The sequence below is a fragment of the Pseudomonas sp. NBRC 111133 genome, from assembly GCF_001320605.1.
In the GTDB taxonomy this organism is placed as follows: Bacteria; Pseudomonadota; Gammaproteobacteria; order Pseudomonadales; family Pseudomonadaceae; genus Aquipseudomonas; species Aquipseudomonas monteilii.
In genome coordinates this window covers 1-25752 of the sequence record NZ_BCBJ01000101.1, presented here as the reverse complement: position 1 = coordinate 25752, position 25752 = coordinate 1, and the positions used below count along the sequence as shown (strand labels likewise).

The 25752-nt window shown below is 63.1% G+C and carries 25 protein-coding genes and 1 pseudogene; 3 read left to right on the top strand and 23 right to left on the bottom strand.

Going from position 1 to position 25752, the window contains the following annotated elements; translation table 11 throughout:
• Positions 1-101: 101 nt before the first annotated feature.
• The 10 genes and pseudogenes from APH36_RS33285 to ubiE all read right to left on the bottom strand — a co-directional run.
• Positions 102-1046: pseudogene (locus APH36_RS33285) on the bottom strand (methyl-accepting chemotaxis protein); the annotation flags it as partial.
• A 217-nt stretch (positions 1047-1263) separates the two neighbouring features.
• Positions 1264-1971, bottom strand: a complete 708-nt coding sequence (locus tag APH36_RS23545; RefSeq protein ID WP_060500615.1) for a 16S rRNA (uracil(1498)-N(3))-methyltransferase — start codon at positions 1969-1971, stop codon at positions 1264-1266.
• A complete protein-coding gene (gene tatC, locus APH36_RS23540) occupies positions 1968-2756 on the bottom strand; it encodes a twin-arginine translocase subunit TatC (RefSeq protein WP_016712436.1) in 789 nt (262 codons plus the stop codon). Before tatC ends, APH36_RS23545 begins: the two co-directional genes overlap by 4 nt.
• Positions 2753-3130, bottom strand: a complete 378-nt coding sequence (gene tatB, locus APH36_RS23535; protein WP_060500613.1) for a Sec-independent protein translocase protein TatB — start codon at positions 3128-3130, stop codon at positions 2753-2755. The genes tatC and tatB overlap by 4 nt, the downstream gene beginning before the upstream one ends.
• Positions 3131-3133: 3 nt before the next feature.
• Positions 3134-3406: a twin-arginine translocase TatA/TatE family subunit gene (locus APH36_RS23530; RefSeq protein ID WP_060500611.1), complete on the bottom strand. Its 273-nt coding sequence runs from the start codon at positions 3404-3406 to the stop codon at positions 3134-3136.
• Between the two features lie 25 nt (positions 3407-3431).
• Positions 3432-3767 carry a phosphoribosyl-ATP diphosphatase gene (locus tag APH36_RS23525; RefSeq protein ID WP_060500609.1) on the bottom strand — a complete coding sequence of 112 codons (336 nt, stop codon included), beginning with the start codon at positions 3765-3767 and terminating at the stop codon, positions 3432-3434.
• A 1-nt stretch (position 3768) separates the two neighbouring features.
• Positions 3769-4161 (bottom strand): phosphoribosyl-AMP cyclohydrolase, encoded by a 393-nt coding sequence (hisI, locus tag APH36_RS23520; protein WP_003249284.1) that lies wholly within the window; start codon positions 4159-4161, stop codon positions 3769-3771.
• A gap of 72 nt (positions 4162-4233) precedes the next feature.
• The gene (gene ubiB / locus APH36_RS23515) at positions 4234-5853 is read right to left on the bottom strand and encodes a ubiquinone biosynthesis regulatory protein kinase UbiB (protein ID WP_060500607.1); all 1620 of its coding nucleotides are present in this window, start codon (positions 5851-5853) and stop codon (positions 4234-4236) included.
• A complete protein-coding gene (locus tag APH36_RS23510) occupies positions 5850-6473 on the bottom strand; it encodes an SCP2 domain-containing protein (protein WP_060500605.1) in 624 nt (207 codons plus the stop codon). The genes ubiB and APH36_RS23510 overlap by 4 nt, the downstream gene beginning before the upstream one ends.
• Complete coding sequence (gene ubiE / locus APH36_RS23505) at positions 6473-7243, bottom strand: bifunctional demethylmenaquinone methyltransferase/2-methoxy-6-polyprenyl-1,4-benzoquinol methylase UbiE (protein ID WP_016712431.1); 771 nt, start codon at positions 7241-7243, stop codon at positions 6473-6475. The genes APH36_RS23510 and ubiE overlap by 1 nt, the downstream gene beginning before the upstream one ends.
• Before the next feature lie 124 nt (positions 7244-7367).
• On the opposite strand from ubiE, the gene APH36_RS23500 reads away from it, so the two are divergent.
• A complete protein-coding gene (locus APH36_RS23500; RefSeq protein ID WP_016712430.1) occupies positions 7368-7643 on the top strand; it encodes a polyhydroxyalkanoic acid system family protein in 276 nt (91 codons plus the stop codon).
• 12 nt (positions 7644-7655) lie between these two features.
• On the opposite strand, the gene APH36_RS23495 is transcribed toward APH36_RS23500, so the two are convergent.
• Positions 7656-12344, bottom strand: a complete 4689-nt coding sequence (locus tag APH36_RS23495) for a hypothetical protein (protein WP_060500603.1) — start codon at positions 12342-12344, stop codon at positions 7656-7658.
• Positions 12345-12522: 178 nt separating this feature from the next.
• Here APH36_RS23495 and APH36_RS23490 point away from each other — a divergent pair, with 178 nt between their 5' ends.
• Complete coding sequence (locus APH36_RS23490) at positions 12523-12942, top strand: phasin family protein (RefSeq protein ID WP_060500600.1); 420 nt, start codon at positions 12523-12525, stop codon at positions 12940-12942.
• 10 nt (positions 12943-12952) lie between these two features.
• Positions 12953-13723, top strand: coding sequence for a phasin family protein (locus APH36_RS23485; protein ID WP_060500598.1), 771 nt, complete (start codon positions 12953-12955; stop codon positions 13721-13723).
• 121 nt (positions 13724-13844) lie between these two features.
• Here APH36_RS23485 and APH36_RS23480 read toward each other — a convergent pair whose 3' ends face one another.
• The 12 genes from APH36_RS23480 to APH36_RS23425 all read right to left on the bottom strand — a co-directional run bounded on the left by APH36_RS23480 (position 13845) and on the right by APH36_RS23425 (position 25534).
• Entirely contained in the window at positions 13845-14459 is a 615-nt protein-coding gene (locus tag APH36_RS23480; RefSeq protein WP_016712425.1) for a TetR/AcrR family transcriptional regulator, read from the bottom strand.
• A gap of 13 nt (positions 14460-14472) precedes the next feature.
• Entirely contained in the window at positions 14473-16155 is a 1683-nt protein-coding gene (gene phaC / locus APH36_RS23475; RefSeq protein WP_060500596.1) for a class II poly(R)-hydroxyalkanoic acid synthase, read from the bottom strand.
• A gap of 42 nt (positions 16156-16197) precedes the next feature.
• Positions 16198-17049, bottom strand: a complete 852-nt coding sequence (phaZ, locus tag APH36_RS23470; RefSeq protein ID WP_060500594.1) for a poly(3-hydroxyalkanoate) depolymerase — start codon at positions 17047-17049, stop codon at positions 16198-16200.
• Positions 17050-17111: 62 nt separating this feature from the next.
• Positions 17112-18791, bottom strand: a complete 1680-nt coding sequence (gene phaC, locus APH36_RS23465) for a class II poly(R)-hydroxyalkanoic acid synthase (RefSeq protein ID WP_060500592.1) — start codon at positions 18789-18791, stop codon at positions 17112-17114.
• A 268-nt stretch (positions 18792-19059) separates the two neighbouring features.
• Positions 19060-19437 carry a gamma-butyrobetaine hydroxylase-like domain-containing protein gene (locus APH36_RS23460; RefSeq protein WP_060500591.1) on the bottom strand — a complete coding sequence of 126 codons (378 nt, stop codon included), beginning with the start codon at positions 19435-19437 and terminating at the stop codon, positions 19060-19062.
• Positions 19438-19523: 86 nt separating this feature from the next.
• A complete protein-coding gene (gene hslU / locus APH36_RS23455; RefSeq protein ID WP_060500589.1) occupies positions 19524-20867 on the bottom strand; it encodes an ATP-dependent protease ATPase subunit HslU in 1344 nt (447 codons plus the stop codon).
• 76 nt (positions 20868-20943) lie between these two features.
• A complete protein-coding gene (gene hslV, locus APH36_RS23450; RefSeq protein WP_003249309.1) occupies positions 20944-21474 on the bottom strand; it encodes an ATP-dependent protease subunit HslV in 531 nt (176 codons plus the stop codon).
• Between the two features lie 212 nt (positions 21475-21686).
• On the bottom strand, positions 21687-22958 hold the full coding sequence (locus APH36_RS23445; RefSeq protein WP_060500587.1) for a dihydroorotase: 1272 nt from the start codon (positions 22956-22958) through the stop codon (positions 21687-21689).
• On the bottom strand, positions 22955-23959 hold the full coding sequence (locus tag APH36_RS23440; protein ID WP_011536054.1) for an aspartate carbamoyltransferase catalytic subunit: 1005 nt from the start codon (positions 23957-23959) through the stop codon (positions 22955-22957). Before APH36_RS23440 ends, APH36_RS23445 begins: the two co-directional genes overlap by 4 nt.
• Positions 23960-23971: 12 nt before the next feature.
• Positions 23972-24490, bottom strand: coding sequence for a bifunctional pyr operon transcriptional regulator/uracil phosphoribosyltransferase PyrR (gene pyrR / locus APH36_RS23435; protein WP_060500585.1), 519 nt, complete (start codon positions 24488-24490; stop codon positions 23972-23974).
• Between the two features lie 49 nt (positions 24491-24539).
• Positions 24540-24965: a Holliday junction resolvase RuvX gene (gene ruvX, locus APH36_RS23430; RefSeq protein WP_016489546.1), complete on the bottom strand. Its 426-nt coding sequence runs from the start codon at positions 24963-24965 to the stop codon at positions 24540-24542.
• Positions 24965-25534 (bottom strand): YqgE/AlgH family protein, encoded by a 570-nt coding sequence (locus APH36_RS23425; RefSeq protein WP_060500582.1) that lies wholly within the window; start codon positions 25532-25534, stop codon positions 24965-24967. The genes ruvX and APH36_RS23425 overlap by 1 nt, the downstream gene beginning before the upstream one ends.
• Positions 25535-25752: the final 218 nt, after the last annotated feature.

The following is a 25752-nucleotide window of genomic DNA, read 5'->3' as shown; positions in this document are numbered from 1 at the left end:
ACCCCGGCGCTGGTTTGCTCGGTGACGGCAGAGAGCTGTTCGGCGGCGCTGGCGATCTGCGTTACCCCGTCGCCAATGCCGCCGATCAACTCGCGCAGGCCTTGGGTCATGCGCTGCATGCTGGCCTGCAACTGGCCCAGCTCGTCGCGGCGTTGTACGGGCAGGTTCTGGGTCAGGTCGCCATTGGCCACCCGCTCGGCGGCGCGCAGGGTCTGGCGCAACGGGATGATGATCTGCCGGGTAATGGCCCAGGCGGCCACCAGGCCAAAGGCGAGGGCCAGCACGGTTGCAAGCGCGAGCAGGGTTTTGGCCTGGGCTGCAGCGGCGTCGCGCACTTCGGTTTGGGACGTGGTCATCGCCTGGCTGGTCTGCAGCAGTACCGTGCCTTGTTCGGCCATGCGTTGCAGGGCCTGCTCGCTGGCGGTCTGGGCATTGCCGAACTGGATGACCGCATCACGGTAGCCACCCATGGCTGTGGCGGCATCGTCCAGGCTGGCGGCATGTTCGGCAGGCACCTTGGACGGCAGCGCACGCAACTCGGCCAGTGCCTGGTCGATGGCCTTCAACGCCGTTTGCTGGAAGTCGGCGTTGCCGCTGTAGGTGTAGCCGCGCACCTGAAAACGTGCCTGCTGCAGCAGGGCGCTCACATCCACCGCATGCTGGTACTGGTTGATATCGCCACCTTGCTGCAGGCCTCGCTGCACGCGGCCGATCAGTTCCGCTGCCTTGTCGGCGCTGTCGCCGAGCACGTCACGGCTGGCTTCGCGGCGCTGGCCAGCCTGTTTCAGTTCGTTGAATGCCTGCTGGTAGGTGCGCACGGCTTCGCGCTGCTGCTCCAGGCGTTGGCGATCGGCGGGGTGCTCGATCAACCCGAGCATCAGCTGTACCTGGCGGTCGAGGTTGGCCAAGGCCTTTTCCAGTTCTGCCACCGAGGCATCGTCACGCCGGCGCTCGTAGTGCTGTCGAGCAATGCGCAGTTCCTGGGTGTGCTGCTGGATGACCGAGATGTTTCCCAGCTTGTCGCCATGGTCGATGATGCTGTCCATGCCGTGCCAGCCGGTCAGGGTGATAGCCAGGGTCAACAGCAGCACCAGGCCGAAGCCCAGCCCCAGTTTGCGATTGACGCTCACATTGCCCAGCGATTGGGCTAACCATTGATACATGTACGACTCCCTGGCGACTTGGCAGTACAAATAGTTGTTGTATTGCCAAGGCATCGGCCTGGGAGAGGGAAACTTGATAGGCGAAAAAACGGCGTTTGCGTCAGAAAATACGCGAAAGCAGCGCTGTTACCGCGGTCTCGACCCGCAAGATACGGTCACCGAGTTGCACCGGCGCCAGCCCGGCCTTGCCTAGCAGGTCGACTTCGTAGGGGATCCAGCCGCCTTCGGGGCCGATGGCCAGGGTAACGGCTTGCTCCACGGCACGGGGGCAGGCGGGGTAGGGGCCGGGGTGGCCGACCAGGCCCAGGGTACCAGCCGCGATGGCGGGCAGGCGGTCTTCGACGAAGGGCTTGAAGCGCTTTTCGATGATGACTTCGGGCAGCACGGTGTCGCGCGCCTGTTCCAGGCCAAGGATCAGGTTTTCGCGAATGCTCTCGGGCTGCAGGAAGGGCGTTTGCCAGAAGCTTTTCTCGACCTTGTAGCTGTTCACCAGGATCAGGCGTGGCACGCCCAGGGTGGCCACGGTCTGGAACAGCCGACGTAGCATTTTCGGCCGCGGCACCGCCAGCACCAGGGTCAGCGGCAGCTTGGCCGGTGGGGGCTGGTCAAACGCAACTTCCAGCTCGGCTTCGTGCTTTTCCAGGCGTAGCACCGTGGCCTTGCCCATTAGGCCGTTGATACGGCCCACGCGCAGGTTGTCGCCCACCGCCACGCGGTGGATGTCCTGCATGTGGGTGAGGCGCCGGTCAGCAAGAACGACGCGGTCGGCCGAAACAAAGTCGGCCTCTTCAAGAAGCAGCAGGTTCACGGTTGGGTCGCAGGTGGCTGGTCGTTATGGTCGTCGGCGGTTTCGTCATGGGCGCTGCGTTTGCGAATCATGCTGCCGCACAGCACACCCACCTCGAACAGCAGCCACATGGGCACGGCCAGCAGGGTCTGGGAGAAGATATCCGGCGGGGTGAGCACCATGCCGACCACGAAGCAGCCGATGATCACGTAGGGGCGGATCTTCTTCAGGTACTTCACGTCGACCACGCCGATCCATACCAGCAGCACCACTGCTACCGGGATTTCGAAGGCCACGCCAAAGGCGAAGAACAGCGTCATCACGAAGTCGAGGTAGCTGGCGATGTCGGTCATCATCGACACGCCTTCCGGCGTGGCGCTGGCGAAGAAGCCGAAGATCAGCGGGAACACCAGGAAATAGGCGAACGCCATGCCGGCATAGAACAGGAAGATGCTCGACACCAGCAGCGGAATGGCGATGCGCTTTTCATGGCGGTACAGCCCGGGTGCGATAAAGCCCCAGATCTGCTGCAGGATGAACGGAATCGCCAGGAACAGCGACACGATCATGGTCAGCTTGAACGGCGTGAGGAACGGCGAGGCCACGTCGGTGGCGATCATCGTCGCATTGGCCGGCAAGTGCTCGCGCAGCGGCGCCGAGACCAGTGTGTAGATCTGCTGGGCGAAGGAGAACAGCCCGGCAAAGATCAGGAAAATAACGGCAACGCACCGCAGCAGGCGGGTGCGCAGTTCGGTCAGGTGCGAAACCAGCGGCATCGGCTGGTCGTGTTCCGGGATCTCGCTCATGGGGCTCGCGGCGGTTGAGGCGGTTCAGAAGGCGTGGCCGGGGCGGCAGGCGGCTCGACCGGCCTGGCTTCCAGCCCGGCAGGTGGCTGCACGCTGGCCGTGGTTACCGGCGGCTGTGCGGGTGGCGTCATCGGGTTGAGGATGCGCTTGGCTTCTTCTTCCATCTGCAGGATGTGTTCGTTGTGCAGCTGGCGGCGGATGTCGTCGGCGCCGATCTCGCGCTCCACTTCCATCTTGATGCTGTTGAAGCTGCGCTTGAGGCGGCCGATCCACAGGCCTGCCGTGCGCGCGGCACCCGGCAGGCGCTCGGGCCCGAGCACCAGCAGAGCGACCAGGCCGACGAGCAGCAGCTCGCTGAAACTGATGCCGAACATGGGTCAGTCTTTCCGCTGTGGCTCTTGGACCGGCTGGGCCTGGCCTTCGATGGTGTGGCCTTGGCTCTGCTGCGCAGTGTTCTGCACCGGCGGAACAGGTTGGGCAGGCGGCGGTGTTGGCTCGGCCGGCTTGTTCTCTTCGTCGTTCATGGCCTTGCGGAAGCCCTTGATCGACTCGCCCAGGTCGCTGCCGAAGTTTTTCAGCTTTTTGGTGCCGAACACCAGGACCACGACGACCAGCAGGACGATCCAGTGTTTCCAGTCAAAAATACCCATGGTGCTCTCCTAGAATGCGTTGTGCTCAAGCCGAAGGCTGTCGCGCGGCCTTTTCATCGTGCCCGGACAGCCCGAAACGGCGCTCCAGCTCATCGAGCACGGCCTGTGGGTGCTGTCCCAGCGCGCTGAGCATCACCAGGCTATGAAACCACAGGTCGGCGGTTTCGTAGATGACATCGCTGTAATCCTTGCTCACGGCGGCATCTTTGGCCGCGATGATGGTCTCGACCGATTCTTCGCCGAGCTTTTCGAGGATCTTGTTCAGGCCCTTGTGGTACAGGCTGGCCACGTAGGAGCTGTCAGGCGCCGCTTGCTTGCGTTCTTCAAGCACTTGGGCCAGGCGGTTGAGGGTGTCGCTCATGTCAGTGTCCTGCGCTGTAGATGGCATCGGGGTCCTTCAGGACCGGGTCGACGATTTTCCACTGGCCGTCTTCGTACACGCGGTAGAAGCAGCTTTCACGGCCGGTATGGCAGGCAATATGACCCAGTTGCTCGACCATCAGGATGATCACGTCGGCGTCGCAGTCCAGGCGCAGCTCGTGCAGCTTTTGCACATGCCCGGATTCCTCGCCCTTGCGCCACAGCTTGCCACGCGAACGCGACCAGTAGATGGCGCGTTGCTCGGCGGCGGTAAGTGCCAGCGATTCGCGGTTCATCCAGGCCATCATCAGCACGCGTCCGGTCTTGTGGTCCTGGGCGATTGCCGGTACCAGGCCATCGCTGTTCCACTTGATCTCGTCCAGCCAGTCTTTCATCGTCGACTCCAAAACGGGCCCGCTCCTGTACCGGGCCCTTTGCGCTAGTGTGCCAGCCACGGGCGCGGCTGGCTATTGGCGTACGATCAGGTAAAGGCCTGCGGCCAGCATCAGCCAGGCCGGCCACGCAGCCGGGGCGGCCAGGCTGGCGGCTTCGGCGGCGCCAGCGGCCAGTACCGCACCTCCACCGAGCAGGCCGGCGCCCAGCAGGCGCAGTGCCCAGCGGTCGCCCTGGCGGCGCCGTTCCGGCAGTTGCGGGTCGTGCAGGTGCGGCTGTGACAGGCGTTCGAGCAGGTCGCGGGCCATGTCGGCCAGGTGCGGCAGTTGCTCGACCTGGCTGTGGATGTTGCCGAACATCGCCTTGGGGCTGTAACGGTCGCGCATCCAGCGTTCCAGGTACGGCTTCGCAGTGCTCCACAGGTCCAGGTCGGGGTACAGCTGGCGGCCCAGGCCTTCGATGTTGAGCAGGGTCTTTTGCAGCAGCACCAACTGCGGCTGCACTTCCATGTTGAAGCGCCGTGCGGTTTGGAACAGGCGCATCAGCACCTGGCCGAAGGAAATATCCTTTAACGGTTTTTCGAAGATCGGCTCGCACACGGTGCGGATCGCTGCTTCGAATTCGTTGACCTTGGTGTGCGCTGGTACCCAGCCCGAGTCGATGTGCAGCTGGGCGACGCGGCGGTAGTCACGCTTGAAGAAGGCAATCAGGTTACGCGCCAGGTAGTCCTGGTCCTCGGCGGTAAGGCTACCGACAATGCCACAGTCGATAGCGATGTACTGCGGGCTCCACGGCTTAACGGTGCTGACGAAGATGTTGCCGGGGTGCATGTCGGCATGGAAGAAACTGTCGCGGAACACCTGGGTGAAGAACACTTCCACGCCACGCTCGGCCAGCAGTTTCATGTCGGTGCGCTGGTCGGCCAGGGTGGCCATGTCGGTCACCGGCACGCCGTAGATGCGCTCCATCACCAGCACCTTGGGGCGGCACAGGTCCCAGTACACCTGGGGCACGTACATCAGCTCGGAGCCTTCGAAGTTGCGCCGCAGCTGGCTGGCGTTGGCCGCTTCGCGCAGCAGGTCGAGCTCGTCGTAAATGGTTTTTTCGTAGTCGCCAACGATTTCCACCGGGTGAAGGCGGCGGGCATCGGCGGAGGCGCGCTCGGCGGCCTTGGCGATCAGGAACAGCCAGGCCAAGTCCTGGGCAATGACCGGCTTCAGGCCCGGGCGCACCACCTTGACCACCACTTCTTCGCCGGTCTTGAGACGTGCAGCATGCACCTGGGCCACCGAGGCCGAGGCCAGTGGCTCCACGTCGAAGCGGCTGAACAGCTGCGCCACCGGGGCGCCCAGCTGTGCCTCGATCAAGGCCACGGCCTGCTTGGGGTCGAACGGCGGCACACGGTCCTGCAACAGCATCAGCTCATCGGCGATGTCGTTGGGCAGCAGGTCGCGACGGGTGGACAGCAACTGGCCGAACTTGATGAAGATTGGCCCCAGGTCCTGCAATGCCAGGCGCAGGCGCGCGCCACGGCTCAGCTCGGACGGCTTGCGCGGCAGCCAGCGCCACGGCATCAGCAGGCGCAGGCTCATCAGCCACCAGGGCAGCGGCAGGTCGAACAGCAGGTCATCGAGACGGTAGCGGATCACCACACGCTGGATGCGAAAAAGACGGCGGACGGCGAGCAGCTTCATGCGTTATCGCTGGTATCAAGTGATCGGGAGAGGCGCTTGAGGCGGGCCTCAAGGCGTTCTGTGTCGAGTTTCAGGGCATCGAGTTCGCTGAAGGCGGCTTCGGCTTCGCGTTTGCCCACCAGGGTGCGGGACTCTTCGGCCAGGTACTCGGACAGGTTCTGGCTGAAGCGCGCCAGGCCCTGGCGGGTCCAGCGTGCACGCAGGCGGATATGGCCGGCCAGCATGGCCGTGGCAACCGGGCCGAGCCAGCGTTGCAGCTCGTGCTCCCAGTCCAGCTCCAGATCCTGCAGCACGCCGAACAGGTCGAGCAGCACGGCGCTGTCGCCATGCAGTTCGACCTGCGGGCTGTGCAGCACGGCGGTCTTGTCCCTGGCCAGGGCCAGTTGCGCCAGGCTGCCAGCCGGGGCGCGCAGGCTGCAGTCGACGTCGCCCTGCCAGTGTGCGGCGAGCATCATGCCTTCTTCATCGGGCAGGATGAACACCTGCAGGGCCGGTTGGCGGCAGTCGATCTCGATGACCTTGCCTTCCAGCGCGGCCAGGCGCGGCAGGGCCGTGCTGTCCATGCGCAGGATGCGGTTCAGGCCATGTTCGACGCTGGCGAGCAGCCCGGCCAGCAGCATCAGGGTTTGATCCCCCGGTGCACGGCAACGATGCCGCTGGTCATGTTGTGGTAGGTGACGCGGTCGAAACCGGCCTCGACCATCATGCTCTTCAGGGTTTCCTGGTCCGGGTGCATGCGGATCGATTCGGCCAGGTAACGGTAGCTTTCCGAGTCATTGGTGATCAGCTTGCCGGCCAGCGGCATGAAGGCGAACGAGTAGGCGTCGTAGGCCTTGGACATCAGCTTGTTGGTCGGCTTGGAGAACTCCAGGATCAACAGGCGGCCGCCCGGCTTGAGCACGCGCAGCATCGAACGGATGGCTTCGTCCTTATGGGTGACGTTGCGCAGGCCGAAAGCGATGGTCACGCAGTCGAAGTGGTTGTCCGGGAACGGCAGCTTTTCAGCGTCGGCCTGGACGAACTCGATGTTGCCGGCCACACCACGGTCGAGCAGGCGGTCACGGCCGACCTTGAGCATCGAATCATTGATGTCGGCCAGCACCACCTGGCCGGTCGGGCCTACAAGGCGCGAGAACTTGGCGGCCAGGTCGCCGGTACCGCCGGCGATATCCAGCACGCGGTTGCCGCTGCGCACGCCCGACAGCTCGATGGTAAAGCGCTTCCACAGGCGGTGCATGCCGCCGGACAGCACGTCGTTCATCAGGTCGTACTTGGCGGCCACCGAGTGGAACACTTCGGCGACTTTCTTCGCCTTCTGGCTTTCAGGGACGTCCTGGTAGCCGAAATGGGTGGTGGGTTCGGCGTGTTCGCCTTTGCGCTGGTCGTTCATATCGCTTCACCGGAAAAAATTACCGCCATTCTAGGGCGAACGGGCGGATTTGTCTTGGCGGGGTGTGCCAGTGGGCAGGGGCGGGCATAATGCCGATTATGTCTACATCTTCAGGAACACCCGCATGACCCAGATCAGCGTCGAACGCAAACACTCCCTCGGCCGCGATGCCGCCCGTGCCAAGGCCGAAGCCCTGGTCGACAAGCTCAGCCGCGAATACGACCTGAAGGCCACCTGGAACGGTGACCGGGTCGATGTGGCGCGCAGCGGTGCCAACGGCAGCGTGCACATTGGCGAGGACAGCATCCGTGTGGAGCTGAAGCTGGGCATGATGCTGTCGATGATGAGCGGCACCATCAAGGGTGAAATAGAGCGGGCGCTGGACAAGGCGCTGGCCTGACGCCCGCTGCGCTCAGTTGTCGGGAAACGGGACAAGGTCCTCGATCTGCTCCAGACGCAAGTCACCCCGATAGATCTGATAGCGCTCCGTGGGCGCCAGTGCCCGTTGCAATCGCTCGTCACGGCTCATGGCGTCCGGGAACTTCAAATGCCCTTTGACGAACCGCCGGGCATTGGCAGTGGCGCTGGTGTAATGAAAATGCGCTTCCCAGAGCTTGGCTCTGGGCTGCAGCCGATAAATGTCATACACATCCAGAAAGTCGTTGGCCTTGAGTTTCTTGCGGCTTCTGGTCAGCCTGACCTCGACTTCGCCGGCCTCTACCAGAAAGCGCAGCGCTTTGCTGTCCGGGTGTTGGGTGTTCAGGTAAGCAGTGGTCAACAGGCGCTTCTTTTCTGCCTGTACCTCGGTTATTGCCTGTTCCAGCCTGGCGGCCAGTGAATGCCCTTGATCCGGGCCGGCACGCAAAGGGGCGGCGATGTCCGCCATGTCCTGAATATAGAAGTCGAGTAGGTCCGCCAGGCTGTTGGGGCCGTCCAGGTGGCGAGAGGCGTGGGCGATTCTGGCAGTTTTCTGGGCCAGCAGGTCATTGCCGCTGCGACGCAGGCGAGCATAGTCAGGCGCTGGCGCAGCTTTCGGCACGGCTTCCCAGTGATCACCTTGTTGCTGGTAGCGCGCAATCGTCTGCTCGCTCATCGGGTCGATTTGCACGGCTTCGCTGTCCTCATCCGCCTGCTCGACGACCAGGGATCTGCCCCGGTTGGTACGGATCACCTTGCGCCTGATGGGACGTACCCTGTGGGTCAGGGGCTGGTCGGGCATTGCATCCTGCGTGTCGGCCGCAGCAGAAACGTAGGCAAGGTCATTTTCGGTCAGGTCTATCAGTGCATGCAGTTCAGCGATGTACTCATTGAGCTTGCGGCTGTCCACCGCCGGCAAGTTGCGCGAAAGCAGGTACTCGGCATTACCCAGTGTCAGTTTGTATTCGCCCAGAGCGCTTTCCAGCGGTGCTTTCTGTTCTTCGGCTGTCAGATGGGCAGCGGCCAGGCTGTCGTGGCTCAGCAGCGCTTCGTGCAAATGTTTGCTGCGCAAGGTTTTCTGCGAAAGCAGGGTGCTTTCGAAGTTTTCTACGGTGAGCAGGTCTCGCCTCACGATCAACTGATACAGGTCGCTAAGGATCTGTGCGCGGGTGATCAGGGTCGAATAACGCCTCCTCTGGATGATGGTGTCGAGTTTCTTGCGCTTGCCCGAGAACTGGATCTTGTCATCTGTCAGCGCTTCGCCGAGGTTCTGGTCAAGGCGCTGGCTGACGTTGAAAATGCGTCGATGAGTCGCCAGGGCGGCTTCGACGCGCTTGCTGTAGTCAAGGTAGAGTGCCGCTTGCTCCTGGCCTGCAGGCAATTGCACAAGCCTGTGCGACTGCTCCTTGAGTGCTTCATAGTCATTCATGTCGAGCAGGCGGCGGAACTGCTGCAGGTCCGAGGTCAGCAACTGTTCCCACCATTGACCACGGGCAAACGAGGCTGCGGCCTTGGGGTCGAACCTGGCGTATTTCGGGTCGCTCATGTCTGCATACAGTTGTGCCTGCTCCCTTATCAGCCTCGCCTGCTTTTCGTAGGTGAGTGCCAGCACATCGAAGTTTGCACGCCCCTCGTTGCGCAGGGCCCGCAGAGCTTGTCGCTGTTGCCGCAAAGCGGGCGGCAGGTTATCGAGGGTAGCGCCAGGGTGGCCATCCACGGCCTTCTCGAATGCCAGGAGCGCCTGATCATAGGCTTTTACCCGCTCCAGATAGCCATCAATGAAGGTCTCGGTGCTGGTGAGTTTCTTGTCATTCTCCGTTCGGCTTTCCAGCATTTTCTTGAAGGTTTCCTTTTTTTCGTCGACCAGTGCCTTGGCCGTTCTCGGCATGCCACCCGACATGTGCAGGTCGAGCATCCATTCGCCGTTCCAGCGCGTCAGCCAAGGCCCGCGGCTGCGTTCGCGGCCGACGATGTAGTAGCCGTCGGGCTCTGCGCCCCAGGTCTGCGACCATTCACTTTGGCTGACGTCCGGGCCAATGATGCGCATGCCGCCATAGCGCTCTTCGACTTCATAGGCGACATCCTGCAGCTTTACGTAGTACCGCGCGTTGACCTTGTACAGGCCGCGCATACGGCCACTGGCCAGCGCACTGAGCCCGTTCAGGCTAACGTTGGCGCGCAAGGTGTCCAGGGCTGCGCGGGCCTCACGAGGCAGGTTGCCGAGCCGCTGGTCATGGCCCCATTGGCTGACGTTAAGCGTTGCGCGGGATTGCTCAATCGGCGCTTGCCAAGCGCTTTGTTCGGGTGGCTGCGCTGCCGTGTTGCGCGATATACGGCGCGGCCTGGGTGGCAACGGCCGTTCAGGTTCAGGCCCGGAAGCGGCCGGGCCATGGGCCAGCAGCATGGCCAGGTTCAGCAGGATGTCGGTGCCAGCGAGCAACTTTTCTTCGGTGCTGCCCTGGGTCAATGCCGTCAGGTCATCCTTGATGCTGAGCAGGGCGGCCACCAGCCAGGCCAGCACACCCAAAGGGCCGCGCAGCAGTGGTGTGACCGTATTGAATGCCAGCCAGGCGAACCGTACGACCAGTGCCCAGCGTTGCTGTGCGTTCGAAACACTCTGCCAGGAGGCCAGCAACAGGAGCAAGTCGGCCCTGGCTTCGAACATTTTCTCGTCAACTGCATCGGGCCATGGCGTGAACGCCAGGGTGACCGGGGCCCTCAGGCGCTCGATGGCATCGGCGGCCAGCCCGGAAACGGGCCCCAGCAGGTGCGCCAGTTCCATGAGGCCGGCATGCAGGTGCGGGTGGTTGAAGCCATCGTCGGCATAGATGGAGCGGGCGTCGTCATCCAGCCACGGGAGGATGCCCTGCTGCAGGGATTGTTCGGTCCGTATGCTGCTCATCAACTGGAGGTGGCTGTCGAACTGCCTGATGGGCTGCGTGGTATTCATGGGGCAGTAGAGTAGCCAGGCCCCCGTTGCGGGTAGCTCGATGACGAACATGCCATGCACCCGGTTGGCGACCGGACCGTCTGGCACGCTATTGAACGACAGTGGCGCCAGTTTCAGCGATGCGCCGGCGTGGGCTTTACGGCGACAGAAATCAGCGACGACCTGCCAGTTGCGCTCGTTCAAATGCCCGGCAATCTTGGCCTGCAGCGCGCTCAGCAGCAGGGCACCACGCCATTCTTCGGCAAAGCGTTGGTGACGTTTGTCGGGGTCAGTCTTGAGTTGGTCATGGACATATTGCGGATACTGACCACCCACATCCACTGCAGCGACCAGTGCATGGACATAGTCGAGATCCATCCAGGTGTCAGACGCTTGTTGCCCGGAGAGTTGAATGGCCGAGGCAACCTGGTCGCTGCCCAACGGCAGGCGAGAGATAGCCAGTTCGGTCAGGCTGATCGTTCTCAGGTACTTAAGGGTTGCCGGACCCACGGAAGACGTCTGCACCACCTGCGAAATCGTGATCTCAACCTGATCAGGGTTGAGAGGCACTTGGGCAGGATGGTCATCGCGTATTTGCTCGCGCAGGCGGCGAACGGTGTATTGCTGCAAGTCTTCGATTCCATCCAGCGAGCCTTCGCCCTGCTCCAACATTTGCCTTGCCGACAGCTCCAGCAGTGCGATGTGGTACTGGAAGCGGTCGGTGACCGTGGCTTTGTCGAGCCAGTCAGGCCGCGTGATGGCGGGCGTGGTTTGCTCAAGACGAAAGCACGCAGGGAATATTGATGAGGGGTCGCTCAGCTGACTGAATTCGTCCTCCAGATCACTGACGTGTTCGATAGCGCCAAGCTGAACGCGGTCAATTTTTTGCAGCAGGCTGTTGAGCAGCTGCCGGGCCTGGTAGCCGAACGGGTCTTCGTCCAGGGCCGTGCAGGCCCACGACATCGTGTCGAATGCATGGCTTTCGGAAAGTTCGTCGCGCAGGGCGGTGGCGAATGCAGCGAGCCCGCTGAAACCGCGTACAGTGCCGGAGGGCTTGCACCACAAGACCAGGTCGCGAGCGTTTTTCTTGCCGGTGATGAGCAGGTCCGGCAAGACCTCGTGGACGGTATTGCCTGGTGCCCTCAACGAAACCTGCACACCTTGTACGGTTGCCGAGGTTTTTGCCTGAGCGAGCACTGCGTACAGCAAAGCTTTCTGGTCGCTGTCCAGGCCCTGACGCTCGAGCGTGCCGAGCAATGCGGCCTTGAGCACCTGCTGCATCCAGCGCAAACGGGTTACGTCCGAGTCCCCTTCGCAGCCGTTCCAGAAACTGACCTGTGCCTGCTGGAATGCTTCGCAGAGGGTTGCAAGCATATCGTCGTAGGCAATGTTCAGGTCGGCCATGCGAATGTCGATGGTTGGGGCTTGCGCTTTGGGTCGGAAGATTGCAGGTGGGTTCAGGCTGAGCCGATCGGTGGGCTTGAGTGCCATTTGCCGGCCGCTGAGGAAATGTTCAAGCAACGTGTCGACAAGGTTGTCTGGCTGTGTCGATGGTTCATCATCTGTGTCATGCAGGATGCTGAAACCTTTGATGGAGTGCAGTTGCGGGTGTTGCTCACGGGTCCATGGGTAGCGTGCTACGAGTGCGTCGAAGCCTATGGTGGCAACGACCTCTCGTAAGCTGGGGCGGTTGGCGAAGTACGTCGCAACCCATTGCCTGAACGATAGGGACGGTGTGGTGGGCGATTGGGGCATGGCATGAGGCTCCGGTCAAAGAGGAGCGAATGCTGAAATGCCAGCGTGATGCAGCTGCGGTAGATACATCTGTGCGGCGATCTTAGGGTGAAGTTTCTAATTCATCCTCCTACCTTATGCTCAAGCCCAACCTCCATGGGCGGTTCATCCCTCCACTCATGAACATGAGGTACAGAGCATGGCCAAAGTGAATGTGAAGAAGAAGGACGATGCCCAAGGCACCCTGGGCGAAGTTCGCGGCTACGCACGCAAGATCTGGCTGGCGGGTATTGGCGCTTACGCCCGTGTTGGCCAAGAGGGCTCAGACTACTTCCAGGAGCTGGTCAAGGCCGGCGAAGGCGTCGAGAAACGTGGCAAGAAACGTATCGACAAAGAGCTCGATGCTGCCAACAACCAGATCGACGAGGCGGCTGAAGAGGTCAGTCGCGTACGTGGCAAGGTAGAAATTCAACTCGACAAGATCGAAAAAGCTTTCGACGCACGGGTAGGGCGCGCCTTGAATCGCCTCGGCATTCCGTCTAAACATGACGTTGAGGCGCTGTCGATCAAGCTTGAACAGTTGCACGAGCTGCTTGAGCGCGTCGCGCACAAACCATAAGGAGAGCAGGATGGCTGGCAAGAAGAACACCGAAAAAGAAGGCAGCTCCTGGGTCGGCGGGATCGAGAAATACTCCCGCAAGATCTGGCTGGCGGGGCTGGGTATCTATTCGAAGATCGACCAGGACGGCCCGAAGCTGTTCGACTCGCTGGTGAAGGATGGCGAGAAGGCCGAGAAGCAGGCGAAGAAAACCGCTGAAGACGTGGCCGAAACCGCCAAGTCCTCCACCACTTCGCGCGTGTCTGGCGTGAAGGACCGTGCATTGGGCAAATGGAGCGAACTCGAAGAGGCGTTCGACAAGCGCCTGAACAGCGCCATTTCGCGCCTGGGTGTGCCGAGCCGCAACGAGATCAAGGCCCTGCACCAGCAGGTGGATAGCCTGACCAAGCAGATCGAGAAGCTGACCGGTGCTTCGGTTACGCCGGTTTCGTCGCGCACCGCTGCTGCCAAACCGGCTGCGAGCAAGGCGGCCAAGCCACTGGCCAAAGCGGCAGCCAAGCCTGCGGCAAAAACCGCAGCGGCCAAGCCGGCAGCTAAAACGGCAGCGGCGAAACCTGCTGCCAAGCCTGCAGCCAAGGTGGCGGCGGCCAAGCCTGCAGCCAAACCGGCAGCGGCCAAGCCTGCTGCGGCGAAGAAGCCTGCGGTGAAAAAGGCTCCGGCCAAACCGGCAGCAGCCCCAGCAGCCAGCGCCGCCCCGGCCGCTACCGCAGCTCCGGCACCTGCCGCTGCCCCGGTCAGCAGCACGCCGTCGGCACCAGCGGGTACCGGTACCCTGATCTAATACCGCGTCGCCTGCGTCGCGGGCAAGCCCGCTCCCACAGGTACATCACAGCCCTTGAGAGCAGTGATCTACCTGTGGGGGCGGGCTTGCCCGCGAAGGCCTTAGCGCCTAAACAACAGGCCTACCCCTCCAGATACCGCACCGCCAACTGCTCCGCCGCCGCCCGCGCCTGCGCCTGCAAATGCGGCGCCACCAGCATCATCACCTGATACACCACAATCCCCACATCCCCCTCGCGCCCCAGCACCCGCTGGTAATCCAGCGAGAACATTAACGTCAGGGTGATCTGCTCCACCAACTGCCCCAACGCCTGGGTCTCACTCTCCACCAGCCCCTGGCCTTTGAGGCTGGCCAGCAGCGCCGCCAACGTACGCTTGAGCGCGTTGATCAGGCTACGCATGCCCCGCGCCAGCTTGGGTAGGCGCCCGGTCAGGTTGGACAGGTCCTGGAACAGGAAGCGGTACTGGGCCATGTGCTCGACGATCAGGTGCAGGAACAGCCAGTAATCCTCGGCGTCCAGGCGTACTTCCAGGGGCGGGTCGAGCAAAGGCATCAGCGCTTCTTCAAAGCGCTCGAACAAGCCCAGCACCAACGGCTCCTTGCCGTGGAAGTGGTAGTACAGGTTGCCAGGGCTGATACCCAGTTCGTTGGCAATCTCCAAGGTGGAAACGTTCGGTTCGCCCTGCTGGTTGAACAGTTGCAGGGCGCATTCGAGGATACGGTCGCGGGTCTTCATCCAGTTGTCGGGCTCATCGGGTCAGGACATAGGTGCCTGGCGCCGGGCCGAGCGGTGGATACGTGCTGTTGCCCAGTTCGGTACGGGGTGCCTTGAGCGGGCCGGAACGTGGCGTGATCCATTCCAGCCACAGGGGCCACCAGCTGCCGTCGCTGCGTTTGGCTTCGTAGAACCAGGCGCGCGGGTCGCCCGAAAGCTTAGGGTTTTCCAGGTAGTAAGCCTTAGGGTTGCCCGGCGGGTTGATGATGCTCTGGATGTGCCCGCTATTGGCCAGCACGAAGCGCCGGTCGCCACCGAGCAGCAAGGCCGAGCGATACACGGCATCCCACGGGGTGATGTGATCGTTGCTGCCGGCCACGGTGAAACTGTCCAGGTCGACCTGCTTGAGGTCGATGGGCGTGCCGCACACTTCAAGGCCAGCGGGGTGGGTCAGGGGGTTGTGCTTGAAGAAGTCCAGCAAGTCGCCGTGCAGGGCTGCCGGCAGGCGCGTGTTGTCGGCGTTCCAGTAGAGGATGTCGAACGCGGGCGGCGCCTTGCCCAGCAGGTAGTTGTTGACCCAGTAATTCCAGATCAGGTCGTTGGGGCGCATCCAGGCGAAAATCCTGGCCACCTCGCCGCCATCCAGCACCCCCCGTTGATACGAGCGCCGTTTGGCGGCCTCGACGGTCTGCTCGTCGGCGAACAGGCTGGCCGGGCTGTCGAACTTGCTGTCCAGCAGGCTGACCAGGTACGTGGCGCTACGTACCCGGCGCAGTTGGCGCTTGGCCTGCAGATGCCCCTGCAGCGCGGCCATGGTCAGCCCGCCTGCGCAGGCGCCCATCAGGTTGGGATCGCGGTTGCCACTGATGCTGCGGCAGGCGTTGAGCGCTTCCTCCAGGGCCTGCACATACGAGGACAGCCCCCACTCGCGGTGGCGCGGGTCGGGGTTGCGCCAGCTGACCATGAACACCTGCAGGCCGTTCTTGAGCATGTACTGGACGAAGCTGTTGTGTGCCTGCAAGTCGAAGATATAGAACTTGTTGATTTGTGGCGGCACCACCAGCAAGGGCCGGGCGTGTTGCTTTTCACTCATCGGCTTGTACTGGATCAGCTCCAGCAGCTCATTGCGAAACACCACTGCGCCGGGTGTTGCCGCCAGGTTGCCCCCCACCTCGAAGGCGCGCTCGTCCACCTGGCGCGGCAGGCCGTCGTTATGGCGCAGGTCGTCGAGCAGGTGGGCCACGCCACGCACCAGGCTTTGCCCGCCGGTATTGAGCAGTTCCTTTACCGCCAGCGGGTTGAGCAGCGAGTTGCTCGGCGCCAGGGCGTCATTGATCAAGCCAAACAGAAAGTGCGCGCGGGCCCGGTCATCGTCGTCCAGGTGGCTTTCGTCGATCCATTGGCGGGTCTGCTTCTGCCAGGCCAGGTAGGCCTGCAGGCCACGGCGGTAAAACGGGTTCTGGCTCCAGGTCGGGTCGCTGAAGCGGGCGTCGCGGGGGTTGGGCTGGTAGGGCGAGTCGCCCAGCATCACGCGGCCCAGCTGGCCGCCGAGTGCCAGCAGGTGGCGCGCCGTATGCAGCGGGTTGGTCAAGCCGTGGCGGCCCACTCTGCGCAGGGTCGACACCAGGTCGCGCCCGCGCAGGCCGAGTATGGCGTTCTGTACGTTCATGCTGGTGGCGGGGAGCGTTTTCGTTCCTTTGGCCGGTTTGTCTGTCATGGCAACACTCCCTCGTCTTACCCGCTTTCCGGGCAGCGACAATCAACCGCCGGAGGCGGGGCGCGGATGCATGACCGCGCGCTGACGTTCTTCCTGGAGAAACTTCATGATGATCGGTGCGACCGCCTCGGCCCGGGTAATCAGGAACAGGTGGCCATCGTCGATTATGTGTAGCTGGGCGTTGGGAATCCGCCAGGCCAGCAGGCGCATGTTGATCAGCGGAATAAGCGGGTCGTCGTCACCGGCCAGCACCAAGGTCGGCTGGTGGATCTTGTGCAGCCAGTGGATGCTGGTCCAGCCCAGGCCGGCGAAAAGCTGCCAGTAGTAGCCCAGCTTGCCGCCAGAGCGGACCTTGGACGCATGGTGCAGGGCCAGGTCCGGGTCGCGGCGGAAGGTACCGCCGTAGATCATTGGCGCGATGCGGATGACATGGGAGGGCTGCACGTAGCGCCTGGGGCTGGCCATCATCCACAACACTTTGGGCTTGCCCGGCACCATGACGGCACCGGCGGCAGTGGCAGCCAGCACCAGCTTCTTGCAGCGCTCCGGGTAGTCATGGGCGAACTGCTGGGCCAGGGCGCCGCCCCAGGACACGCCGATGGCGCTGACCTGGCCGTAGTCCAGGTAATCGAGCATGCGCGCGGTCAGCTTGGCCAGCCCCGGAAAGCGATAGGGATGACGCGGTGTGGACGAACCACCCACCCCGGGCACATCGAAGGCGATGACCTCAAGGTCCGGGTCCAGCGCCTCGATGAACGGGAACACCAGCTCCAGGTTGGCGCCGATGCCGTTGAAAATCAGCAACGGTGTCAGGTGCGGCTTGCCCGGGCGGACGGCGGTGCGAATGGATTGGTCGTCCAGTTCGACGGTCCTGAAGATGTAGGGTTCCGGCATGCATTCGACTCTTCGGTGAAAAAAGCACCGTGGCGCGCCGGTGGCGGCCACGGCAAGGCCACTCAACGCTCGTGAACGTAGGTACCCGGTGAGGCTTCGCCAGCGGCATAGGCGCGGTTGCCCAAGCGGGTCGGCGCCTTTTTAAGCTCCCCGGCACGTTCGCTCAACCAACTCTGCCAGTACAGCCACCAGGAGTCGGCATGCTTGGTGGCGTTTTCCTGCCAGGCCACCGGGTCACCTGGGCGATCGGCGCCGGTCATGAAGCGTGCCTTGGGGTTGCCTGGCGGGTTGAGGATGCTCTGGATATGGCCACTGTTGGAAAGCACGAACTCGATCTTGCCGCCAAACAGGTGCGCCGAGCGGTAGCACGACTGCCACGGGGTGATGTGGTCGGCGGTGCCGGCAACGCTGAAGATGTCGCACTGCACTTTCTTCAGGTCGATCGGGGTGCCGCACACTTCCAGGGCGTCCGCGCGGGTCAGCGGGTTGCTCTTGAACATTTCGATCAGGTCGCCGTGGAAGGCGGCCGGCAGGCGTGTGGTGTCGTTGTTCCAGAACAGGATGTCGAACACGGGCGGCTCGTTGCCGAGCAGGTAGTTGTTGACCCAGTAGTTCCAGATCAGGTCGTTGGGGCGCATCCAGCCGAACACCTTGGCCATGTCGCTGCCCTCCAGTACGCCGGCCTGGTAGGAATGGCGCTTGGCAGACTCCAGGGTCTGCTCGTCGACGAACAGCGCAACCTGGGTATCCATGGTGGTGTCCAGCACGCTGACCAGCAGGGTCAGGGCATTAACCTTGTTCTCACCGAGGGCGGCATAGTGGCCTACCAGTGCGGTGCAGGTGATGCCGCCGGAGCAGGCACCGAGCATATTCAGGTCCTTGCTGCCGGTAATGGCCAGCACGGCATCGACCGCTTCCTTGAGCGCATCGATGTAAGTGGACAGGCCCCACTCGCGCTGGGCCTTGGTCGGGTTGCGCCAGCTGATGATGAAGGTTTGCTGCTGCGAGCGCAGGCAGTAGCGCGCCAGGCTCTTCTCCGGGCTCAGGTCGAACACATAGAACTTGTTGATCTGCGGCGGCACCACCAGCAGCGGGCGGGCATGCACCTGTTCGGTGATCGGGCTGTACTGGATCAGCTCCAGTACATCGTTGCGGTACACGACGGCACCTTCACTGGTGCCCAGGTTCTTACCCACTTCGAAGGCGTCCATGTTTACCTGGCTGGGCATGCCGCCGTTGTTGACCATGTCCTTGGCCAGGTTAGACAAGCCGTCGAGCAGGCTCTTGCCACCGGTTTCGAAGAAGCGTTTGACCGCTGCCGGGTTGGACAGGGTATTGGTCGGTGCCATGGCTTCGGTCATCAGGTTGATGACGAACTGGCCGCGGCTGATGTCTTGCGGTGACAGGTCGCTGCTGCCAATCCAGTCCTGCAGCTCCTTGCGCCAGGCCAGGTAGGTTTGCAGGTAGCGGCGGTACAGCGGGTTGTTGCTCCAGGCCGGGTCATTGAAGCGACGGTCGTCGCTTTCCGGGGCCAGGCTGGATTTGCCCAGCAGCACGTTCTTCAGCTCCAGGCCAAAGTGGGCCACATGTTTGGCGCTGTGCAGCGGTTGGCGCACGGCCTGGCGCAGCACGGTACGTGCCGAGCTCAACAGGTCCTTGCGGCGAATGCCGATGACCGGGTTCAGCCCCAGGGTATTGTCCGAGGCCTGCCGCTGCAGCTCATCGTTGTTCTTGTTACTCATCTACGACGCTCCGTTGTCCTGAGACGAGTACCGGTTGCTGTGACAGGAGCACAGCCCTGAGCCCGGTACTGCTACTCGGGTGACCAGTGATAAGGAACAGCGGTGCTGCGGGGGTTCTGACTGCCTGCAAAATGATGCAGGGAACTTGCCACACCCATTGGTTACCCGACTTTCATGTAATGCGCAAGACAGCCCTTCACTGGGCTGTCTGTAAGTCATTCAAACAGATGAATTTAGAAAATGCGCTCTAAACCCTGCAGCCCTTGCGCTAGAGCATGAGTTTCACGACCGATTCGGCCGGATCGCGGGATTTCCCGGCCTTGTGCAGTTCGTCGAGGTACTCGGCCCACAACTGTTCCTGGCGCAGGCACAGCTGTTCAAGGTACTCCCAGGTGAACAGGCCGCTGTCATGGCCGTCGTCGAAGGTCATTTTCAGTGCATATTGGCCGGCAGGTTCCAGGCCGACGAGGCCGACGTTGATCTTGCCAAATTGCAGGATGGGGTTGCCGTGGCCCTGGACCTCGGCGGAGGGGGAATGCACGCGCAGGAATTCGGCGGGCAGGGTGTACACCTCGCCGGGGGCGTAGGTGAGGGTGAGGGTTTTCGAGGCTTTGTGCAGGTTGATGGCGGTAGGTAGACGGGCCATGGGGGAATCTCTCGGGAGCTGATGAAGTACAGCTTCTGGAGATTTGGAGGAATGTGCAAGGGGCCGCAAAGCGGCCCCGTGCGGACTTACAGGATGTAACGCGACAAGTCTTCGTTCTGCGCCAGCTCACCCAGGTGGCTGTTCACATAGGCAGCGTCGATCTGGATCGGCGTTTCGTCGTGGGTGCTGGCCAGGTCGCCAGCACTGAACGACACCTCTTCGAGCAAACGCTCAAGCAGGGTGTGCAGGCGACGTGCACCGATGTTCTCGGTCTTCTCGTTCACCTGGTAGGCAATCTCGGCCAGGCGCTTGATGCCGTCAGCCTGGAACGCGATGTTCAGGCCTTCGGTTTTCAACAGGGCCTGGTACTGCTCGGTCAGCGAGGCATGCGGCTCTTGCAGGATGCGTTCGAAGTCTTCCGGGGTCAGTGCCTTCAGTTCCACGCGAATCGGCAGACGGCCTTGCAGCTCGGGCACCAGGTCGCTTGGCTTGCTCAGGTGGAATGCACCCGAGGCAATGAACAGAATGTGGTCGGTCTTGACCATGCCCAGCTTGGTGTTGACGGTGCAGCCTTCGATCAACGGCAGCAGGTCGCGCTGTACGCCTTCACGGGACACGTCAGCACCGCCAACGTTGCCGCGCTTGGCAACCTTGTCGATTTCGTCGATGAACACGATGCCATGCTGCTCGACCGCTTCCAGGGCCTTGGCCTTGAGCTCTTCCTCGTTGACCAGGCGGCTCGCTTCTTCATCGCGCACCATCTTCAGCGCTTCTTTCACCTTCAGCTTGCGCGCCTTGCGCTTGCCTTTGCCCATGTTGGCAAACAGGCTTTGCAGCTGGTTGGTCATTTCTTCCATGCCGGGTGGCGCGGCAATTTCGACGCCCACGGCATCGGCCACTTCGATTTCGATTTCCTTGTCGTCCAGCTGGCCTTCACGCAGGCGCTTGCGGAACAGCTGGCGGGTGTTGGAATCGGTGCTGGTCTGTGCGGCTTCTTCGGCGAAGCTGCTCACCCGTGCCTGTGGCAGCAGGGCATCGAGGATGCGGTCTTCGGCGGCATCTTCGGCGCGGTGGCGCACGCGGATGATCTCCTGCTCGCGCAGCATCTTCAGCGCGGCATCGGCCAGGTCACGGATGATCGACTCGACGTCACGGCCCACGTAGCCCACTTCGGTGAACTTGGTGGCTTCGACCTTGAGGAACGGCGCATTGGCCAGTTTGGCCAGGCGACGGGCGATTTCGGTTTTGCCGACGCCGGTAGGGCCGATCATCAGGATGTTCTTCGGGGTGACTTCGGCACGCAGCTCGGCAGGCAGCTGCATCCGGCGCCAGCGGTTGCGCAGGGCAATGGCCACGGCGCGTTTGGCGTCGTCCTGGCCGATGATGTGGCGGTTGAGTTCGTGGACGATCTCGCGGGGGGTCATGGACATGGTCAATACGGTCCTTGGGCAGATGAATCAGCGTGGAAAAGCCCCGTCACTGGGAAGGGGCGCCAGAACAGCTGAATCAGTCGGCCAGGTCCTGCTCCTCGATGGTCAGGTTGTGGTTGGTGAACACGCAGATGTCACCGGCGATGTTCAAGGCGGTTTCGGCGATTTCACGGGCCGAGAGGTCGGTCTTGTTCAGCAGGGCGCGGGCTGCGGCCTGGGCGTAGGCGCCACCGGAACCCATGGCGATCAGGCCGTCTTCGGGTTCGACCACGTCGCCGTTACCGGTGATGATCAGGGACGCGTCCTTGTTGGCCACAGCCAGCATGGCTTCCAGGCGGCTCAGGGAGCGGTCGGTACGCCATTCCTTGGCCAGCTCGACGGCGGCGCGGACCAGGTGGCCCTGGTGTTTTTCCAGTTGGCCTTCAAAGCGTTCAAACAGGGTGAAGGCGTCGGCGGTGGCACCGGCGAAGCCCGCAATGACCTGGCCGTGGTACAGGCGGCGCACTTTCTTGGCGTTGCCTTTCATCACGGTGTTGCCGAGGGATACCTGGCCGTCGCCACCCATGACGACTTTGCCGTTACGGCGGACAGAAACGATGGTGGTCAAGGGGAGAGTCTCCACGCAGCGGGGCGAAAGTGCCTGATGCAGACTCATATGGGGGTGGGGGGAAGGATTTCAACCGTGGGGGATGAATGGTCGCGCTTGGCAGGGGGAACCGTGCGAGGGCATTCGCGGGCATGCCCGCTCCCACAGGGTTACCACATGCCTTGGGTTAGTGGTGATCCTGTGGGAGCGGGCGTGCCCGCGAAGAAGGTTACTCAGGCCTCGTGGCAAACATGCCCATCGACCAAGGTATAACGCACGGCACCCGGCAGGCAGTGGCCGATGAACGGGCAGTTCTCGCCACGCGAGAACCACTGCTCGCCGGCAACGGTGGAGGCTTGAGGGTCGAACAGCACCAGGTCGGCCGCGCCACCCACTTTCAGCTCACCGGCCGGCAGGCGCAGTGCAGCCGCCGGGCCGCTGCTCAGGCGGGCGAGCAGGGTCGGCAGGTCGAGCAGGCCGTCCTGCACCAGCGTCATGGCCAGTGGCAGCAGCAACTCGACGCTGCTGATACCCGGCTCGGTGGCGCCGAACGGTGCCAGCTTGGCATCGCGTTCGTGCGGCTGGTGGTGGCTGGAGATCGCCTGGATCACGCCCGACTTCACCGCCGCACGCAGGCCGTCACGGTCGGCGGCGGTGCGCAGCGGTGGCTGCACGTGGTACAGGCTGGAGAACTCACGCAGCGACTCGTCGGTAAGGATCAGTTGGTACAGCGCCACATCGGCGGTCACCGGCAGGCCAAGCTGCTGGGCCTGCTCGATCAGCCGCGCGCCACGGGCGCTGGTGATCTGGGTGAAGTGAGCACGCACGCCGGTCTGTTCCACCAGCAGCAGATTGCGCGCCAGGGCCACGGTCTCGGCGGTTTCCGGAATGCCCGGCAGGCCGAGGAAGCTGGCCATGGCCCCTTCATGGGCCAGGCCGCCCTGGGACAGGTCGCGGTCCTGGGAGTGGAACACCACGGTCAGGTCGAAGGTGGCGGCGTATTCCAGGGCGCGGGCCAGGGTACGGTTGTTGGGGATTTCCTTCAGGCCGTTGCCAAAGGCCACGCAACCGGTGTCGCGCAGGGCTACCAGCTCGGCCAGTTGTTCGCCTTCCAGGCCTTTGGTCAGGGCGCCGATCGGGTAGACCTTGCTGTTGGCGGCTTCGCGGGCGCGGTCCAGGATCAACTCGGCCACGGCCGAGGTGTCCAGTACCGGCTTGGTTTGCGGCGGGCAGCACAGGCTGGTGACACCACCCGCCACGGCCGCGCGGGTTTCACTGGCGATGTTGCCTTTGCGGCTGTAGCCCGGCTCGCGCAGGGACACGCCAAGGTCGACCAGGCCGGGCGCGGCAACCAGGCCATCGGCCTGGATCGTGCGGCTGGCGCTGAAGCCGGCCGGGGCAGCGCCGATGGCGGCAATGCGGCCGCCGTCCAGGTGCAGGTCGGTCACCTGATCCAGGCCTGTCTTGGGGTCGATGGCCCGGGCGCCGAGAATACTGAGGGTCACTGGGCGTTCTCCTGGTCGAATTGACGTTGCGCGTTCTGCCCGCTCATGGCCATGGACAGCACGGCCATGCGCACGGCGATGCCGTAGGTGACCTGGTTGAGGATCACCGAGTGCTTGCCGTCGGCCACCGCCGACTCGATTTCCACGCCCCGGTTGATCGGGCCCGGGTGCATGACGATGGCGTCGGGCTTGGCCCCGGCCAGGCGTGCGGTGGTCAGGCCGAACAGGCGGTAGAACTCGCCTTCGCTGGGCAGCAAACCACCCGCCATGCGCTCGCGTTGCAGGCGCAGCATGATCACCACATCGACGTCTTTCAGGCCTTCGGCGAGGTCGGTGTACACCTTCACGCCATACTGCTCGATGCCAATCGGAATCAGGGTTTTCGGGCCGATCACGCGGATATCCGGGCAACCCAGCGCCTTGAGCGCCAGCATGTCGGAGCGGGCCACGCGCGAGTGCAGGATGTCGCCGACGATGGCCACCGACAGGTTCTCGAAGCTGCCCTTGTGGCGGCGGATGGTGAGCATGTCGAGCATGCCCTGGGTCGGGTGCGCATGGCGGCCGTCACCGCCGTTGATCACGGCAACGTCCGGGCACACGTGCTCGGCGATGAAGTGTGCGGCGCCGGAGTCGGAGTGGCGCACGACGAACATGTCGGCGGCCATGGCTTCGAGGTTGCGCAGGGTGTCGAACAAGGTCTCGCCCTTGCTGGTCGAGGAGGTCGACACGTTCAAGCTGATCACGTCGGCCGACAGGCGCTGGGCTGCCAGCTCGAAGGTGGTACGGGTACGGGTGGAGTTTTCGAAGAACACGTTGCACACGGTCTTGCCGCGCAGCAACGGGACTTTTTTCACTGCCCGGGCACCAACTTCCAGGAAGGAGTCGGCGGTGTCGAGAATTTCGGTGAGCAGTTCGCGGGGCAAACCGTCCAGCGAGAGGAAGTGGCGCAGCTGGCCCTGATCATTGAGCTGCAGCGGGCGCTTGGCGTCGAATGGCGTCATCGCGGGGGACTCTTAAAGGGCGGAAGCGGAGGCGAGGTCCTGGCGCTCGAGGGCGAGCGGTGCGGGTCCGGTCAATTTTACCCGTTCATGGGCGGCCAGCGACAGGGTGGCACCCAGCACATTCGGGCGGATCGGCAGTTCGCCGGCATCCAGGTCCAGCAGGCAGACCAGGGTGACGCTGGCCGGGCGGCCATAATCGAACAGTTCGTTGAGCGCAGCGCGCACGGTGCGGCCGCTCATCAGCACGTCATCCACCAGCACCAGGTGCTGGCCTTCCACTTCGAACGGCAACTCGGACGGGCGCACTTGCGGGTGCAGGCCGTTCTGGCTGAAGTCGTCGCGGTAGAACGAAACGTCCAGGGTGCCCATGGGGCTGGTATCACCCATGGCTTCCTGCAGGGCCTGGGCAACCCAGACACCGCCGGTGCGGATGCCGATGTAACGTGGCTCGCTGATGTTGCGGCGGGCCAGGTGGACGCCAAGGTCGACAGCCATCTGCCGGATCAGCTCGGCGGGATTGGGTAGGCTCATTGCGGGCTCCTCGGAAGGGTGCGCCGGGCGGGCCCGGCGGCAAAGATGATCAGGTATTGGCCTCCAGCCAGCCTTGTAGCAACAGGGCGGCGGCGATGGCATCGACCGGGTTGTCGCGGTAGCTGCCGCGCTGGCCGCCACGGGCCATGCGCTCGCCTTTGGCCTCGAAGGTGGTCAGGCGCTCGTCGTGGGTGTGCACGGGCAGGTTGAAGCGGCCATTCAGGCGGCGGGCGAATTTTTCGGCGCGGGCGCTCATTTCGCTGGGCGTGCCGTCCATGTTCAGCGGCAGGCCGACGACGATGGCGTCGGGTTTCCACTCATTGATGAGCTTTTCCACCTGAGCCCAGTCCGGTACGCCGTTCTGCGCCTTCAGGGTGCACAGCTCGCGGGCCTGGCCGGTAATGACCTGGCCAACGGCCACACCGATCTGTTTGCTGCCGTAGTCAAAACCCAGCAGCAGGCGTAGTTCGGCCATCAGGCGTGGCCCGCCTGGCTGGTCAGCAGGTTCAGGTTGATCCCCAGGCTGGCGGCGGCGGCGTCCAGGCGCAGGTCGCTGGCCAGGCCAAAGATGATTTCCGGGTCGAACGGGCAGTTGAGCCAGGCGTTGTCGGCCAGCTCGGCTTCCAGCTGTCCGGCTTCCCAGCCGGCATAACCCAGGGTGATCAGGCTTTGTTTCGGGCCTACCCCGGCAGCGATGGCCAGCAAGATGTCCTGCGACGTGGTCAGCGCCAGCCCTTCCAGCGCCACGGTGGCCTGGAAGCTGCATTCGCTGCTGTGCAACACGAAGCCGCGGTCAGTCTGCACCGGACCACCCTGGTAGATCGGCACCTGCAAGGTGCTGGCCGGTGGTGTTTCATCCGGGCGCAGCTGCTCGAGGATGTCGGCCAGGTTCAGCTCCTGCGGCCGGTTGACCACCAGGCCCATGGCGCCATGCTCGTTGTGCTCGACGATGTACGTGAGGGTCTGGGCGAAGTTCGGATCGGCCATGTGCGGCATGGCGATCAGGAACTGATGCTTGAGGTAGCTCGGGGCGAGGGTTTTCATGGGGGATAGTGTGGCGCCAGGTGGCGAGGCTGACAAGGTGCGGATTTGTGTCGTTTGGTTGACGCCTGCCTTTAGGTTTTTGGCGCCTTTGAGATCGAGCGCCACCACACATCTCAAGCCCAACGCCCAAGCCTGCATTCAATTACTGGACAAACGGTCCCCACGGGCAAACCGCCAGGTACGAATGATCTCCAGCCGGTCAAACTCGGCCAGATCCC

Coding starts and splice junctions, on each gene's coding strand:
- pyrR (WP_060500585.1), bottom strand. CDS start 24,490: ATGAGCCTACCCAATCCCGCCGAGCTGATCCGGCAGATGGCTGTCGAC.
- APH36_RS23500 (WP_016712430.1), top strand. CDS start 7,368: ATGACCCAGATCAGCGTCGAACGCAAACACTCCCTCGGCCGCGATGCC.
- ubiB (WP_060500607.1), bottom strand. CDS start 5,853: ATGAAGCTGCTCGCCGTCCGCCGTCTTTTTCGCATCCAGCGTGTGGTG.
- APH36_RS23495 (WP_060500603.1), bottom strand. CDS start 12,344: ATGCCCCAATCGCCCACCACACCGTCCCTATCGTTCAGGCAATGGGTT.
- APH36_RS23440 (WP_011536054.1), bottom strand. CDS start 23,959: ATGACGCCATTCGACGCCAAGCGCCCGCTGCAGCTCAATGATCAGGGC.
- phaC (WP_060500596.1), bottom strand. CDS start 16,155: ATGACAGACAAACCGGCCAAAGGAACGAAAACGCTCCCCGCCACCAGC.
- APH36_RS23510 (WP_060500605.1), bottom strand. CDS start 6,473: ATGCTGCTGGCCGGGCTGCTCGCCAGCGTCGAACATGGCCTGAACCGC.
- APH36_RS23490 (WP_060500600.1), top strand. CDS start 12,523: ATGGCCAAAGTGAATGTGAAGAAGAAGGACGATGCCCAAGGCACCCTG.
- APH36_RS23425 (WP_060500582.1), bottom strand. CDS start 25,534: ATGAAAACCCTCGCCCCGAGCTACCTCAAGCATCAGTTCCTGATCGCC.
- phaC (WP_060500592.1), bottom strand. CDS start 18,791: ATGAGTAACAAGAACAACGATGAGCTGCAGCGGCAGGCCTCGGACAAT.
- ubiE (WP_016712431.1), bottom strand. CDS start 7,243: ATGAACGACCAGCGCAAAGGCGAACACGCCGAACCCACCACCCATTTC.
- hisI (WP_003249284.1), bottom strand. CDS start 4,161: ATGAAAGACTGGCTGGACGAGATCAAGTGGAACAGCGATGGCCTGGTA.
- tatC (WP_016712436.1), bottom strand. CDS start 2,756: ATGAGCGAGATCCCGGAACACGACCAGCCGATGCCGCTGGTTTCGCAC.
- APH36_RS23480 (WP_016712425.1), bottom strand. CDS start 14,459: ATGAAGACCCGCGACCGTATCCTCGAATGCGCCCTGCAACTGTTCAAC.
- APH36_RS23460 (WP_060500591.1), bottom strand. CDS start 19,437: ATGGCCCGTCTACCTACCGCCATCAACCTGCACAAAGCCTCGAAAACC.
- hslU (WP_060500589.1), bottom strand. CDS start 20,867: ATGTCCATGACCCCCCGCGAGATCGTCCACGAACTCAACCGCCACATC.
- APH36_RS23525 (WP_060500609.1), bottom strand. CDS start 3,767: ATGAGCGACACCCTCAACCGCCTGGCCCAAGTGCTTGAAGAACGCAAG.
- APH36_RS23485 (WP_060500598.1), top strand. CDS start 12,953: ATGGCTGGCAAGAAGAACACCGAAAAAGAAGGCAGCTCCTGGGTCGGC.
- ruvX (WP_016489546.1), bottom strand. CDS start 24,965: ATGGCCGAACTACGCCTGCTGCTGGGTTTTGACTACGGCAGCAAACAG.
- APH36_RS23530 (WP_060500611.1), bottom strand. CDS start 3,406: ATGGGTATTTTTGACTGGAAACACTGGATCGTCCTGCTGGTCGTCGTG.
- phaZ (WP_060500594.1), bottom strand. CDS start 17,049: ATGCCGGAACCCTACATCTTCAGGACCGTCGAACTGGACGACCAATCC.
- tatB (WP_060500613.1), bottom strand. CDS start 3,130: ATGTTCGGCATCAGTTTCAGCGAGCTGCTGCTCGTCGGCCTGGTCGCT.